The sequence below is a fragment of the Nonomuraea rhodomycinica genome (assembly GCF_013363995.1).
Classification (GTDB): Bacteria; Actinomycetota; Actinomycetes; order Streptosporangiales; family Streptosporangiaceae; genus Nonomuraea; species Nonomuraea rhodomycinica.
In genome coordinates this window covers 129,243-142,065 of the sequence record NZ_JABWGO010000015.1, presented here as the reverse complement: position 1 = coordinate 142,065, position 12,823 = coordinate 129,243, and the positions used below count along the sequence as shown (strand labels likewise).

At 68.5% G+C, this 12,823-nt stretch carries 16 protein-coding genes; 8 read left to right on the top strand and 8 right to left on the bottom strand.

The window, feature by feature from the left end:
* Positions 1-20: 20 nt before the first annotated feature.
* Positions 21-533: a hypothetical protein gene (locus HT134_RS40435; RefSeq protein ID WP_175605786.1), complete on the bottom strand. Its 513-nt coding sequence runs from the start codon at positions 531-533 to the stop codon at positions 21-23.
* Between the two features lie 183 nt (positions 534-716).
* Positions 717-1,112: a RidA family protein gene (locus HT134_RS40430; RefSeq protein ID WP_175605827.1), complete on the bottom strand. Its 396-nt coding sequence runs from the start codon at positions 1,110-1,112 to the stop codon at positions 717-719.
* A 146-nt stretch (positions 1,113-1,258) separates the two neighbouring features.
* Between HT134_RS40430 and HT134_RS40425 the strand changes: the two genes are divergently transcribed.
* Together HT134_RS40425 and HT134_RS40420 are read left to right on the top strand one after the other, a co-directional pair.
* Positions 1,259-2,278: a helix-turn-helix transcriptional regulator gene (locus tag HT134_RS40425; protein WP_175605785.1), complete on the top strand. Its 1,020-nt coding sequence runs from the start codon at positions 1,259-1,261 to the stop codon at positions 2,276-2,278.
* Between the two features lie 60 nt (positions 2,279-2,338).
* Positions 2,339-3,256: a glutaminyl-peptide cyclotransferase gene (locus HT134_RS40420; protein ID WP_217708933.1), complete on the top strand. Its 918-nt coding sequence runs from the start codon at positions 2,339-2,341 to the stop codon at positions 3,254-3,256.
* A 101-nt stretch (positions 3,257-3,357) separates the two neighbouring features.
* On the opposite strand, the gene HT134_RS40415 is transcribed toward HT134_RS40420, so the two are convergent.
* A complete protein-coding gene (locus tag HT134_RS40415) occupies positions 3,358-3,858 on the bottom strand; it encodes a Tautomerase enzyme (protein ID WP_175605784.1) in 501 nt (166 codons plus the stop codon).
* Between the two features lie 93 nt (positions 3,859-3,951).
* Here HT134_RS40415 and HT134_RS40410 point away from each other — a divergent pair, with 93 nt between their 5' ends.
* Positions 3,952-4,443, top strand: a complete 492-nt coding sequence (locus tag HT134_RS40410; protein WP_217708932.1) for a winged helix-turn-helix transcriptional regulator — start codon at positions 3,952-3,954, stop codon at positions 4,441-4,443.
* An 85-nt stretch (positions 4,444-4,528) separates the two neighbouring features.
* Here HT134_RS40410 and HT134_RS40405 read toward each other — a convergent pair whose 3' ends face one another.
* Positions 4,529-5,653, bottom strand: a complete 1,125-nt coding sequence (locus HT134_RS40405; RefSeq protein ID WP_175605783.1) for an epoxide hydrolase family protein — start codon at positions 5,651-5,653, stop codon at positions 4,529-4,531.
* Between the two features lie 124 nt (positions 5,654-5,777).
* Between HT134_RS40405 and HT134_RS40400 the strand changes: the two genes are divergently transcribed.
* A complete protein-coding gene (locus tag HT134_RS40400; protein ID WP_175605782.1) occupies positions 5,778-6,752 on the top strand; it encodes a helix-turn-helix transcriptional regulator in 975 nt (324 codons plus the stop codon).
* A gap of 98 nt (positions 6,753-6,850) precedes the next feature.
* Here HT134_RS40400 and HT134_RS40395 read toward each other — a convergent pair whose 3' ends face one another.
* Both HT134_RS40395 and HT134_RS40390 read right to left on the bottom strand, forming a co-directional pair.
* On the bottom strand, positions 6,851-7,453 hold the full coding sequence (locus tag HT134_RS40395) for a hypothetical protein (RefSeq protein WP_175605781.1): 603 nt from the start codon (positions 7,451-7,453) through the stop codon (positions 6,851-6,853).
* A 47-nt stretch (positions 7,454-7,500) separates the two neighbouring features.
* Entirely contained in the window at positions 7,501-8,100 is a 600-nt protein-coding gene (locus HT134_RS40390; RefSeq protein WP_175605780.1) for a hypothetical protein, read from the bottom strand.
* Between the two features lie 389 nt (positions 8,101-8,489).
* Between HT134_RS40390 and HT134_RS40385 the strand changes: the two genes are divergently transcribed.
* The 3 genes from HT134_RS40385 (at position 8,490) to HT134_RS40375 (ending at position 10,702) form a co-directional block, all read left to right on the top strand.
* Positions 8,490-8,708: a hypothetical protein gene (locus tag HT134_RS40385; RefSeq protein WP_175605779.1), complete on the top strand. Its 219-nt coding sequence runs from the start codon at positions 8,490-8,492 to the stop codon at positions 8,706-8,708.
* Positions 8,709-8,946: 238 nt separating this feature from the next.
* Positions 8,947-10,254: an MFS transporter gene (locus HT134_RS40380; RefSeq protein WP_175605778.1), complete on the top strand. Its 1,308-nt coding sequence runs from the start codon at positions 8,947-8,949 to the stop codon at positions 10,252-10,254.
* Positions 10,255-10,333: 79 nt separating this feature from the next.
* A complete protein-coding gene (locus HT134_RS40375; protein WP_175605777.1) occupies positions 10,334-10,702 on the top strand; it encodes a hypothetical protein in 369 nt (122 codons plus the stop codon).
* A gap of 183 nt (positions 10,703-10,885) precedes the next feature.
* Here HT134_RS40375 and HT134_RS45015 read toward each other — a convergent pair whose 3' ends face one another.
* Entirely contained in the window at positions 10,886-11,449 is a 564-nt protein-coding gene (locus tag HT134_RS45015; protein ID WP_217708930.1) for a hypothetical protein, read from the bottom strand.
* A 162-nt stretch (positions 11,450-11,611) separates the two neighbouring features.
* Between HT134_RS45015 and HT134_RS40365 the strand changes: the two genes are divergently transcribed.
* Positions 11,612-12,091, top strand: coding sequence for a tyrosine-type recombinase/integrase (locus HT134_RS40365; protein ID WP_217708929.1), 480 nt, complete (start codon positions 11,612-11,614; stop codon positions 12,089-12,091).
* A gap of 100 nt (positions 12,092-12,191) precedes the next feature.
* Here HT134_RS40365 and HT134_RS40360 read toward each other — a convergent pair whose 3' ends face one another.
* The gene (locus HT134_RS40360) at positions 12,192-12,797 is read right to left on the bottom strand and encodes a hypothetical protein (protein WP_175605775.1); all 606 of its coding nucleotides are present in this window, start codon (positions 12,795-12,797) and stop codon (positions 12,192-12,194) included.
* Between the last annotated feature and the right edge of the window lie 26 nt (positions 12,798-12,823).

Below are 12,823 nucleotides of genomic sequence, written 5' to 3'. Positions count from 1 at the left end.
GGCCATCCCGGAGAGGGACGTCACAGGCAGCACCAGCAGTAGAGCAGCTGATCGTTGTCTCTCGCGCGACGCGCCAGACCGACGAGATCCGTGGTGAGCGACAGCATGTACCCGTCGTCGTCGGTGAAGCGGGAGAACTCCTCGATGGCCGCCCACTGCTCCGCCAGCGCCGGCAGGCGGGCGTCGGCCACGCCGGCGAGCATGTCGCGGGCGTCCGCCGACAGTTCCATGATGCCGGGCCCTTCCCGGTACGGGGAGTCCTCGGGCAGGGCCTCCCACTCCTCGTCGCTCCGTGGCGCGTCCTCCGGAGGCGGATACAGCACCACCGGCTGGACCAGCCCCAGGGAATAGTCGACCTGGCCGGCGAAGGCGACGAGCTGACCCAGGACCACTTCGGGGTCGATCCACTTGGTAACCACCACATCGAACTCCGGAAGCCCGAGTGAGGCATCGGCGAGCTCGCGGGAGTGCTCAGGCCCGACGGTCGCCGCGGCACGGTCGGCGGCGCGGTAGTACTCGAAGAAGACACCCACGAAAGCGCTCCTGTCCGTGATCCATGGCCCCATGGCGTCATGGCGCCATGGGGCAGGTGCGACACGCTAGAGCATGGGACTGACATGACGAGCGGGAGACGCGGGCCGCCGGATCCAGGCCGAGGACTGCCGCCGCCTGGCCTCGCCGCCTCCGGCAGCTCTGCCGGAGGCGGCGAGGCCGCGTCACGCCACGGCGGTCCCCTCCAGCTCCACCATCAGGCCGGGGATCGCCAGCCGGGTCACCCCGAGCATCGTGGTGGACGGCGCCACCCCGGCGGCGCCCAACCGCGCCGCCAGCACGCCGTAGTGCTCGAAGAGGCGATCGACGTCGGTGCTGTAGACGTTGAGCCGGACGAGGTTCGCGAGGGACATGCCGGCCTCGCCGAGCACGGCCTCCAGGTTGTCCAGGCTCAGCGCCAGCTGCGCCGCCATGTCATCGGCGTGCTGGGGCTTGCCGTCGCCGCTCATCGCGGTCTGCCCGGAGCAGTACAGGGTCCGGGTGTGCCCGGAGACGACCTCCCCCTGGTTGTACCCCAGCTCCACCGACCACGCCCACGGGTTGACCGCCGTTCGCTGCATCGCCACGTCAGCTCCATTCGCCTCATCGACATCGGGTACGTCCGTCCGTCCGACCGGCTCGGTGGCCGGTCGATCTTCTGGTCGCGTCGATGAGCCTCCCAACAAATCACGACATCCTTTGTCGCGTATTTCGATAGATTTCCCGCATGCGAGCTGACCGGTTGGTCTCGCTGGTGCTGCTGCTGCGGCAGCACGGCCGGCTGTCCGCCGCCGCGCTGGCCCGCGAGCTGGAGGTGTCCACCCGCACCGTCCTGCGCGACATCGAGGCGCTGTCCGCGGCCGGCGTCCCGGTCTACGCCGAACGCGGCCGGCACGGCGGTTTCGCGCTGTTGCCGGGCTTCCGGACCGAGCTCACCGGACTGAACCCCGACGAGGCCCTCGCCCTGCTGGTCGCCGGGTCACGGCGCGGCGCGCAGGCGTTCGGCCTCGGCTCGGCGCTCGCTTCGGCGATGCTCAAGGTGGTCGACGCGCTGCCCGAGAGCTATCGGGCCACCGCGGCCGGCGCGGCCGAGCGACTGCTCATGGACCCGGAGACCGACCTGCTCTCGCGTCGGCTGGTCGCCGAGGAGTTGCCCGACTCCATCGCGGCCGAGATCCTGCGCGCGGTGTTCGCCGGACACAGGCTGCAGATCCACTACGCGGCCGTGGACCAGGCCCCGAAGTGGCGAACGGTGGACCCGATCGGCCTGGTCACCGTACGCGACCAGGGCTACCTGCTGGCCACGAGGTCCGGCGCGGACCGCACCTACCGGCTGTCCCGGGTCCTGGCCGCCAAGGAACTCCCCGAGCCGGCGCAGCGCCCGGACCGGGTCGACCTGGAACGGGCCTGGCGGGACCGCAGCACGCGGTTCCGGACCGGCGGTGACCAGGTCACCGTGCTGCTCCGGCTGGACCCGGCGCGGCGGGAGGAACTGGTGGGCACGGCGCTGGCCGTCCGCACCGAGGAAGCCGACCCGGACGGCCGGTTGCGCCTGGAGGTGACGTTCCAGGACCCGAGACACGCCGCATGGGCGCTGTGGCAGCTCGGCACGCACGCGGAGGCCCTGGCCCCGCAGTGGCTGCGCGACTCCCTGCGCGCCCGCGCCACCGCCATCGCCACCCGCTACGGAGCGCCATCCGCTACGGAGCGTCATCCTGAGAGTCGCACCACCTCGGGTGGCGGGTGACTCCGGGCCGTCTCGGGCGACACACCGTCACGGAGGCCCTTCGCCGGAGATGGAGAAACCATGCACCGCAGCACGGCGTCCATGGCCGCCGGAGCAGTCATCTTCCTCGTTGGCGGCCAGCAGGCGCCTCCTCCTCACACAGAGGGCATCTCCGTCGCATCCGACTCGGACAGGCGGCAGCCGGCCCCGTCACCGCCCGAGCGACTGCGGGTCAAGATCCTTCAGAGCCTGCCGCACGACCCCCGCGCCTTCACCCAAGGACTGGAGATGGCAGCCGGCATCCTGTACGAGAGCACCGGCGGGTACGGCACGTCGGCGGTCATGGCAGGACCGGCCGGGAAGACGCCCACCGCCCACGCGCGACTGCCGGCCGGGCTGTTCGGTGAAGGCATCAGCGTCCTGGGTCCGAGACTGTGGCAGCTCACCTGGCGCGACGGCATCGCCGTCGAACGGGACAGCCGCACCCTCGCCGAACGCCGCCGCGTCACCTACACCGGCGAAGGCTGGGGACTGTGCCACCGGCGACGGGACGGCCGGCTGGTGATGAGCGACGGCTCCGCCGTCCTGACCTTTCGCGCCCCCGCCACGTTCGCCCCCACCGGCTCGCTCACCGTGACCGAGCGCGGCCGGGCCGTCCCAGGACTCAACGAGCTCGAATGCGTGGGCGCCGACACCGTCTACGCCAACATCTACTGGACCGACCGGATCGTACGGATCGATACCAGCACCGGCACCGTGACCGGCAGCATCGACGCCACGGCCCTGCTCACCCCGGAAGAACGCCAGAACGCGGGTCCCCTGAACGGCATCGCGGCCATACCCGGGACCGATGAGTTCCTGCTGACAGGCAAGCGGTGGCCCAGGATGTTCCGCGTGCGTTTCGTCTCCGAGTCCGGCTCAGGCTCGGGTTCGGGTTCGTCGATCGGCCTGCGGTGTCGACAGCGAAACGGACCAAGATCGCCTTCAGTCCCGTGCTGAGAGAGCGTACGGCTGTGAGCTTCGCGCCGGGCGCGAGGCGAAGCGCGACGGAGACCCGGCATGAGCACGGGAGGGCGCTCTGGCGGGAGCCGGTGAGGAGGTCAGGCAGAGGCGCCGGCTCGTTCGGCGCGGCTGGCGGCGATGCGCCGTGCCGCGAGCGTGCGGGCCTGGTCGGCGTCGTCGCCGGTGAGGCGGGTGAGGATGGCGGCGAGGGGCATGATGCGGCCCCGGCCGCCCCAGTGCCCGTCGGGGATCTCGGTGGGGAACACCCAGACGCGGCCGGGGTCGCGCGGCCACGCGCCGTTCTCCGCGTCGAGGACGGCCTTGGTCACCTCGGAGACGACATCGGCCCTGCTCTGCGCGTCGAGCTGTCCTTCCGGCACGGAGGCCACGACCTTGTAGCGGGGCGCGTCGGCGGGCACGCCCGCGACGTAGACGGCCTCGGGGCGGTGGAGGAACACCCAGGAGGCCGCACGGGTCGCCGGGTCGTCCGGGTCGAAGCCCTCGTGGGTGATCAGGATGCCGGTGATGCGGTCGATCAGCTTCGCCTCGGCGTCCGGGGCGAGCGCTCCCTGCGGGATGTACACGTCGAGCATGGGCATGCCGGCCTCCTGGGTTTATTTTCTCAACTCAGCCGGGGCAACGGTATCCCGTCTGAGTGGAGAAAGTAAACCCAGCTCGGCTAGACTCGCCTGGTGGACGCCCAACCGCGGATCAGCTCGGTCAACTGCTCGGTCTCCCGCGCCCTGGCCGTCGTCGGGGAACGCTGGACCCTGCTGATCGTGCGCGAGGCGTTCGACGGAGTGCGGCGGTTCGCCGACTTCCGCGCCCGCCTCGGCATCGCCAGCAACCTGCTCGCCGCCCGACTGGACACGCTGGTGGACACTGGGGTCATGCGCCGGGTGCCCTACCGGGAGCCGGGAGGCCGGCAGCGCTTCGAGTACGAGCTCACGCCGCGCGGCGCCGACCTGCGGCCCGTCCTCGTCGCGCTGCTGCAGTGGGGGGACAAGTACCTCGCCGACCCCGAAGGACCCTCGGTCATCGTCCGGCACCGGGCCGGGCCGGGCGAGACCGCTTGCGAGGAACCCGTACGCGTCGTCCTGGAATGCGCCGCCGGACACTCGGCCCTGCCCCCCGACTCCCTGAGGCGCGCCCCGGGCCCCGGCGCACACCTCATCGAGCCCTGACCCGGCCGCCCCGCCGCGGCGAGAAGTGGCGTCGCCGGCCATGCCGGCGTGGCCCGGTCGGGACGACGCCGGCTCGGCGCATCGGTCACCGCAGTGGCCCGAAGAAGGCCTGCAGGTCCGCCGCAAGCTCGGCCGGGGCCTCCATCGCGGGGAAGTGCCTGCCGCGCTGGAACTCGCTCCAGTGCGCGTCAGCCGGCGCGGGGACCAGCTTGCGCACCGTCTCGTCGCTGCCGAAGACCGCGAAGCCCTGCGGCACGGCGGGCGGCGCGCCCCATTCGGACGAGTGCGCCTGCTCGTACAGGGTGTGCGCGGCGGTGGCGCCGCAGCCGGTGAACCAGTACAGGCTGACCGTGGTGAGAAGCTGGTCGCGGTCGACCGGCAGGTCGGTCCACTCGTGGACCTTCTCGGCGATCCAGGCGAGCTGCAGCAGCGGTGAGTCGACCAGGCCGTAGCCGATGGTCTGCGGCCGGCTGTTCTGGATCGCCAGGTAGCCGGAGCCTTCCTTCTCGAACGCGTCCATCCGGCTGAGGATCAGCTTGTCGACCGGGTCGTTCTCGTCGAGCCGGTCGGCCATCCCCGGGATGAAGGTGGCGACGCTCGCGGCGGTCAGCGGGTCGGTGACGACGTGTACGCCGATGACGTGCTCGCCGTCGAGGCCGGCGACCATGCCGGACACGCCGGCGCCGACGTCGCCGCCGTGGACGCCGTACCGCTCGTAGCCGAGCCGGCCCATCAGCTCGGCCCAGGCGCGTGCGGTGCGACCCATCGTCCAGCCGGTCGCGCCCAGCGGGGTCGAGAAGGCATAGCCGGGCAGCGACGGCGCGACGACATGGAAGGCCTGACCCGCGGCAGGGTTGACCAGCGGCTCGATCAGGTGCAGGAACTCGGCGACGGAGCTCGGGTAGCCGTGGGTGATCAGCAGCGGCTTGGCATCGGGCCGGTCGGATCTGACGTGCAGGAAGTGGATGCGCTGGCCGTCGATCTCGGTGGTGATCTGCGGGTACCGGTTGAGCCGCGCCTCCTGGGCGCGCCAGTCGTACTGCGTGCGCCAGTACTCCGCGAGCTCCTTCAGATGGCCCAGCGGTACGCCGCGGGTCCACTCGGTGCCGGGCAGCTCGCCGGGCCAGCGGGCGTTGGCGAGGCGGTCGTGCAGGTAGTCGACGTCGGCCTGGGGGACCTCGACGCGGACGGGCTGGATGGCGTCGCTCACTGCGTTTCTCCTTGTCAAGGGGCCGGTACGGCCGGGCCTTGGATGAGCGCTCTTGTGCTCACGCGGAGAAGACTAGGAACATTACCGGAAAGGGTCGTTCCTAGATTGTCGTCAGGATCGAAGAATGCTGGAAACCTCGGCGCGGCTGCTGCGCCTGCTGTCCCTGTTGCAGGCCCGGCGCGACTGGACCAGTACCGAACTCGCGACCCGGCTCGACGTCACCACCCGCACCATCCGCAATGACATCGGCCGGTTGCGCGGGCTCGGCTATCCGGTCGACGCGCGGCCGGGTGTGGCCGGCGGGTACCGGCTCGGCTCGGGCCGCGCCCTCCCGCCGCTGCTGCTGGATGACGATGAGGCGGTGGCGGTCGCGGTCGGCTTGCGCACCGCCGCGAGCGGCTCGATCGCGGGGATCGAAGAGACCTCGATGCGTGCGCTGGCGAAGCTCCAGCAGGTGCTTCCCCCGCGGCTGCGCCACCGGGTGAGAGCTTTCCAGTCGTACGCGCTGACGATGCCGTCGCGCGGCTCGCAGGTCGATCCCGACGTGCTGACCGTCATCGCGGGTGCGTGCCGGGACCATGAGCGGCTCCGCTTCGACTACCGGGCGCATTCCGGGGCGGCCAGCCGGCGCTCGGTGGAGCCGTACCGCCTGGTCAACGACCGGCGGCGCTGGTACCTGGTGGCCTGGGACGTGGACCGGGACGACTGGCGTACCTTCCGGGTCGACCGGATCGAGCCGCGCACGCCGACAGGGCCGCGCTTCACCCCCCGTGACCTCCCGCCCGACCCGGACATCACGGCGCGGGTGGCACGCGGAGTCGGCGAGGCGACCTGGCGATACCGGGCGCGGGTGATCGTGCACGCGCCCGCCTCACACGTGCGGGGCCGGCTGCCGATCCCGGTGGAGGTGCAGCCCCTGGGCGAGGATCGGTGCGTGTTCGAGCCAGGCTCGGACCATCCGGAGATGCTCGCCCTCTATCTGGGCATGCTGGACGCGGACTTCACCATCGTGGACTCGCCGGAGCTGGTGGACGCGCTGCGCACGCTGACGAGGCGCTATCAGCGCGCGATCGACACCAGCCAGAAGACATCCGGCTAGCTGGTACGGGACCGGGATCCGCCGCGCGTGCGACCCTTACCGCAACCCCAAGGCCCCCGAACCTTGCACGGAGGATCGGAGGACCGGCTCGACCCTGCTCAGTCGAGGCGTGCTCGTCGCTCAAGAGGATTCCATTCGATGGCGATGAGCCCGCCATAGTGCTCGGCCAGCCTCCGGCGCAGATCCTGGTCGAAGACGTTCGTCTCGATGACGACGCGGTTGAGCTCCGGCTCGATCCCCATGCCGAGTACTTCGGGTCCGTCGATCGGCCCACCATGACTCTCCATCAGCGCGCTGAGCTTGGCTTGACTGTTCTCTGCAGGCTGCACCCGAGGCACGATGGTGTAGGGGATGAGCCTGCCGTCCGATGGATTCACTCCTGAGATCGGCGGAGAGGCCAGCTCGCGTCCTCGCGCGGTGACATAGGGGGCCACAAGCCGATATGGCTCGTGCAGGATGTACGGCGGGGCGAGATCGTTCGGGTGCGCCTTGGCTCGCTGCTCGGCGGCTTCCAGGCCGCGCAGGAACGGTCCGATGCCCTCGTACGACCTGAGCATCACGGGGGACACGGGCTGGTAGAAGACCTCGACCGCATCATCCGTCGCGGGCTGCAGGATCACCCGCCACTCGCCCGGCAGGAACTCGGGCGCCGCCGTGACGGCATAGACGGCGAACAGCGCGAAGATCATCTTCAGTCGCATGCGCGACGAGTGTAAGGCATGCCCCGCAACAGCCTGGCCGCTTGAGCTCACAAGTAGTCCCGCCAGAACAAGACCGTGGCCTGCGGCTGCAATTCCCGGATGCGTTCGGGCCGCGGCTCCTGGAACTCCTGGTTGATGTAGTCGGCCAGATCGCTGCCGTAGTGAATGATGTCCGAACCCCACATGGACAGGACCGGATGTCCAAAGGTGCCACGTCCAGCGGGCAGAAACCGATGCGCATAGACAGGGACCATCTGAGGCGCATCCGCCAGCCGGAGCCGAGCCCTCTCGACGGCTTCGACAGGGTCGCTCGGCCGTTCGCCCCAACTCGTTCGCCAGTGGCCATGCTGGACGTCCGACAGGAGACGATCGACCGGCCAGTCGAGATGCTCTCGCAGGGCCGCAGGGTCACCGTTGCGCCAATCGGGCCACGGGTTCTCCCACGTCTGGCCCGCTTGCCAAGGTTGACGCACCGGCAACCCCGCTGCCAGGAAGGCGCGATGGTCCTCGGCGAACTCAATCCCGTACTCGCGCTCTATGCGGGCGAACTCCGCTTCGGAGAGACCTTCGGCGATCTCGCAGCAGCCCAGCTCTGCCAGCCGACGCGCGGCCCGAGCGCCCAGCCGGGAACCTTCTGTACCGATCATGATCCAACCGTAGCTGTCGACTGACGGTCCGTGACCTTGTCGCATGGTGGTCACTGGCCGTGCTGGTCACCGGTGCTCCGCTTGTTCAGGCCTGTTCGCCGCACTTCATGGTCGTCCTTCTGAGTGCCTCCCAAAACGACCTACTCGTACAGGTGGGCGACTACACCCGCCCCGGAGCCAGGCGGGGCCGCCCCGACTCCGAGTCCGCCCTCGGAGCGCCGCTCAGCTTGTCCCATCCTCCCGGAGCCCGAGGGCCCCGTCGGAAGCATGAAAGGAGCGAGTAGCCGCGTTATTGGGCGGCGGCGGCAAGCCGCATCGCGGTCGGTGGTTCTCTGCGGCGACCTCGATGGCGCATGGCCGAGAAACCCGCTTGTCCGTATGATCGCCCAATGCCTGATGGAAAGTGCACCTACTGCGGCCACCAGGGCCTGGAGCCGGGTTTCCTGGCCGACCGTCAACAGCCCGGCTTCGGCGTCTGGGTGGAAGGTGAACTGGAACGGGGAATATTCGGCGGAGCCAAGCTGATGGGCCGCCCCAAATGGCTGGTGGACGCCCATCGCTGCCCGCAGTGCTCCCACTTGGAACTTTTCGCCAGCCGCCAACTGTAACCCGTAACAGACGCGGAAAATCGACTAGAAGCCCGGAAAGATGATGCCAGACGGGGAAGCGTTCCCAGATCTGGCCTCTCCTTGCTGGAGCGGGTGACGAGCGAACCTGCACTGTCAGCTTGCGAACGGGCACGCGCCACCGCCTGTCCGAAGACTGATCGCAGCGGCAGCCCTGCAGCCTCACCCGGAAACGGCACCACAGGCCAGGAGTAGCCCCCCAACCCAAGGAAGATGATCCGTGACCGACATCGTCCCGCTGCGCAGGAACGTGCGTTTCCAATCGCTGTGGATCGGCAGCGCGGTGTCTGAATTGGGGTCGGAACTCACCAGACTGGCCATGCCGCTCCTGGTGCTCGCGCTTACCGGCTCCCCAGGATTGGCGGGCGTCGTTGCCGGTGCCCGCACCGTCGCCTTCCTTCTGGTTCAGATGCCCGCCGGCGTCTGGGTGGATCGGTGGGACCGTCGCCGTACGCTGATATCCGCCCAGGGTCTCCAGGCGGTTGTCTCAGCGCTGCTGGCAGCACTGGTCCTCACCGACCAGGTGCAGATCTGGCATTTCGTCACACTGGCGGTACTCGACGCGCTGTGCGCTGCGTTCATCGAACCGGTCCTGGGCACAGCCATTCGCGGGATCGTCCCCACAAGCCAGCTTCACAGCGCCTACGCTCAAGAGGAGTCCCGCACCCATGCCGCCGGGCTGGTCGGCCCGCCGCTCGGTGGCCTGCTCTACAGCCTGGGACGTGCGGTGCCCTTCGTCGTCGACACCATCACCTTCCTTGCCGCCACGATCTTCTACGCTCTGGCGAAGGTGCCGCGCCGCCCGGCGAACCAGTCGCAGACCTCCGCACGAGAGGACGGCCAGGAGCGGCACCCGAACCGGGGTGGCATGCGCCGGGAAGCAGTTGAGGCCATCACGTGGCTGTGGCGCCGGCGGGGCCTGAGGGAGGTCACTGCGGCGGTGATGGTCCTCAACCTGCTGGGCGGGGCGTTCCTGATCCCCCTGATCGTGCTTGTCGGCGAACGCGGCGGTAGTGCGCTCACCACGGGCACAGTCCTGGCCGGCCTTGGCATCGGCGGACTGGCCGGGGCGCTGCTGTCGGGACGCATCGGAAAGCTCCTGCCGCCCGGCAGACTGCTGTTGGTCGTCCTGACGGTCTTTGGCGCCGCGCTGGCGGCCACGGCGCTGCCATGGGGAGCGTGGTGGCCGATGGTTCCCTTGGTGTTCATCACCCTGTCCACACCCTCGCTGAACGTGGTGCTGAACGTGGTGATCGCACGGATGGTGCCCGAAGAGATGCTCGGCCGGATGGGCGCGGTCCTGAGCATGGGCAGCATGGCCCTCAAACCCTTCGGCCCGGTTCTCGGCGGAGCACTGGCTGCGGCACTGGGCGGCGCGACGGCGCTCGTCATCCTGGGCGGTCTCATCGGCATGACGGCTGCCATAGCCTCGCTCAGCCGAGAGTTGCGCAGCTTCACCGGGGAAGTCACCCCAGCCGGACGCGACGCCGTAGGGCCGGGCGCACATCCCGGGCAGGTGCCTGAATAGGCGCTGAAGAGCGGCCGGCCGGGTGCGCAGAGCCCGGCCCGGCACGACAGAAGCGAGGGCATTCCGGCACGATCACTGGATGTTCAACTTCGGGGTCCCCGGATACAGGCCGGAGTGGGTCGAGATCAACCACTGGAAGTTCGACGAGGTCTCCATCGCCTGGAACACCATCGATCCCAAGCGCGCGCTGGACTGGCAGGACTTCCACTTGGCATGGCGAGATGACACACCAGATGAGCTTGCTGCACTGGTCGGTCAGCCTTGTTCGGCAGTGGAGCTGCTGATGTGGAGAAACCGGGATCTCGTAGAGGGAACGATCGTGTCTCTGGGGTTCGGCTTCCCAAACGGCCAGGTGACGATTCACAACGCCCTCGATGAAAACGGCATCGAACTCACTTCTCCTGGCGACCGCTACGCGCGATACACGCTCGGACCATCTGATTCGTAGGCCCCCAAGGTGACTCCCAGAGGTCGGAGTGCCGACGGTTTACTGGGCGTCACGCGTTCCGGTTCCCCTTGCCCAGCCACGTGCAGTGGGGCGGTATCCCATGCCACGTGCCTCAAAGATCATTCCAGGCATACTCCAGATCATGAAATGGAGCGCGCTGAGTGGTCGTCCCGCACGAGCGGGTCAGTGGATGCGCCACTCGTCGGCCGGAATGCAGTCGAACATGGTGTTGGCCCAGTCGTTGGGCCTGCCAAAGACCAGCCGGGTGAGCAGAACGTCGCCGGCTCGCTGCGCGCGCGGGTATATCCCCAGCTCTTCTGAGCCGACGTCCCCTTCTGGGGTGAACCTTACTTCCCTGCCGGTCTTCTCCAGGTAGGCGCTGAGCTCCGCTGAGAGCTCTGAGGGTGGCCGACCTACCAACCGGATCCCATCGAACGAGACCTGTGGTCCGGACAAGGCGTCGACAGTAATGCAGGTCAATCCCAAGGGGCCGACGTAGTACCCCACGGTGTCCGCTCGGCACATGGGGGCGTCCACGGCGCGGAATCGCGTACACAACTGCTCGAAGGGGCCCACCTCACCGACTTGGGAGACGGCCTCGGAGATGTATCCCCGTGCCTTCATCGCGGTGATCGCTTCCTGCAGGCTCATACCGAAGCGCAGAGGGCCGACACGTTCAAGTGGTGCGTAGTCCCACTGCGCTCGATCGGACTCGCCTCCTACTGCCCTCCACAGGTCGTGCAGCATGTCCCGGCAACTCCTTCGAGCTCCGTCTGTTGGATGAGCTGGTCACCCAATCGGCGTGGCCGGTACGCGCTCACATCGAACGCTACTTCTCCGGCAGTTCGGACGCCTTCCTGCAGAGCGATCAACCACGTTAGCCCATGCCTCAAGCGGACGGACGGCCTGGTGTTCGCCACCAAGCACGGCACACCGATCGAGCGCACCGAGGACTGGAAGGCGTGGAAGGCCATCCTCAAGCAGGCTGGCGTCCGAGACGTCCGCGTCCAGGACGCCCGCCACACCGCCGCGACGCTCCCCATCGAGCAGGGTGTGAACATCCGCGTCGTACAGCGGGTCCTCGGCCACACGACAGTCGCCACCACCGAGCGATACACCCACGTGTCCACACCGCCGATGCGCGACGCGAGGAAGCGCCTCGCCTCCGCACTCAGGGAAATCCGTAGCCGTTGCACCTACCGCGCCCTGGAAAAGATCAAAGGCCCTTCCCCCCACTACGGGGAAGGGCCTTTGGACCTGGCGGAGGATCGGGGATTTGAACCCCGGATGGTGTTGCCACCAAACCGCATTAGCAGCTCGGATCTTGACCGTTCCAATCAGTTCAACCTGGACCGCTCGGCCTCGCTGGCCAAAATTGGACGGCTCTGAACGATGCGGCATTGCAACTAGAACGCTTCCGCAGCACCAGGTTGGGATGCACGACGCCCGGCCGGCTCTCCACACGTGATCGGTGCGGCTCCAGCCCGTCTCAGAGCAGCTGCATTGGTTGTCTCAAGGGGTCCCAGTCCATGGTGACGAGTCCGCCATAACGCTTGGCCAGCCTGCGGCGTAGTTCTTGGCTGAACGTGGTTGTTTCAACGACGATCCGGTTGAGCTCGGGTTCGATGTACATCGCCAGGACCTCGCGTTCGTCGATCGGCCTGCGGTGTTGCGTGTCCTCCGTCAAGGTGGTCAGTGCCGCTTGGCTGTTCCGCACCGATCGGACTTGGGGCACGATCCGGTACGGGGTGGGTTTCCCGTGTGACTGGTCCACCCCCGAGATCGCTTGGGAAGCCAGTTCTTGTCCTCGGGGTGTGACGTAGGGGGCGACGAGCCGGTATGGCGTGTACAGGAGGTAGGGCGGGGCGAGATCGTGCGGGTAGGCCTCGGCCCGCTGCTGAGCCACCTGTATGGCCTGATAGAAGGGCCCGATGCTCACGGCGAACCGGGGAGCCGACGGCCTCAGTGCGTAGTACACCTCCACCGCGTCATCTGCCGCTGGTTGCACGATCACTCGCCATCCGCCCGGCATGCACACAGGCACCGCCGTCACAGCGTAGACAGCGAACAGCGTCAAGATCGCCTTCAGCCGCATGCGGGAAGAGTGTAAATCCCACTCAT

Coding starts and splice junctions, on each gene's coding strand:
- HT134_RS40415 (WP_175605784.1), bottom strand. CDS start 3,858: ATGCCCATGCTCGACGTGTACATCCCGCAGGGAGCGCTCGCCCCGGAC.
- HT134_RS40390 (WP_175605780.1), bottom strand. CDS start 8,100: ATGATCGGTACAGAAGGTTCCCGGCTGGGCGCTCGGGCCGCGCGTCGG.
- HT134_RS40395 (WP_175605781.1), bottom strand. CDS start 7,453: ATGCGACTGAAGATGATCTTCGCGCTGTTCGCCGTCTATGCCGTCACG.
- HT134_RS40360 (WP_175605775.1), bottom strand. CDS start 12,797: ATGCGGCTGAAGGCGATCTTGACGCTGTTCGCTGTCTACGCTGTGACG.
- HT134_RS40430 (WP_175605827.1), bottom strand. CDS start 1,112: ATGCAGCGAACGGCGGTCAACCCGTGGGCGTGGTCGGTGGAGCTGGGG.
- HT134_RS40420 (WP_217708933.1), top strand. CDS start 2,339: ATGCACCGCAGCACGGCGTCCATGGCCGCCGGAGCAGTCATCTTCCTC.
- HT134_RS40400 (WP_175605782.1), top strand. CDS start 5,778: ATGCTGGAAACCTCGGCGCGGCTGCTGCGCCTGCTGTCCCTGTTGCAG.
- HT134_RS40425 (WP_175605785.1), top strand. CDS start 1,259: ATGCGAGCTGACCGGTTGGTCTCGCTGGTGCTGCTGCTGCGGCAGCAC.
- HT134_RS40375 (WP_175605777.1), top strand. CDS start 10,334: ATGTTCAACTTCGGGGTCCCCGGATACAGGCCGGAGTGGGTCGAGATC.
- HT134_RS45015 (WP_217708930.1), bottom strand. CDS start 11,449: ATGCTGCACGACCTGTGGAGGGCAGTAGGAGGCGAGTCCGATCGAGCG.
- HT134_RS40385 (WP_175605779.1), top strand. CDS start 8,490: ATGCCTGATGGAAAGTGCACCTACTGCGGCCACCAGGGCCTGGAGCCG.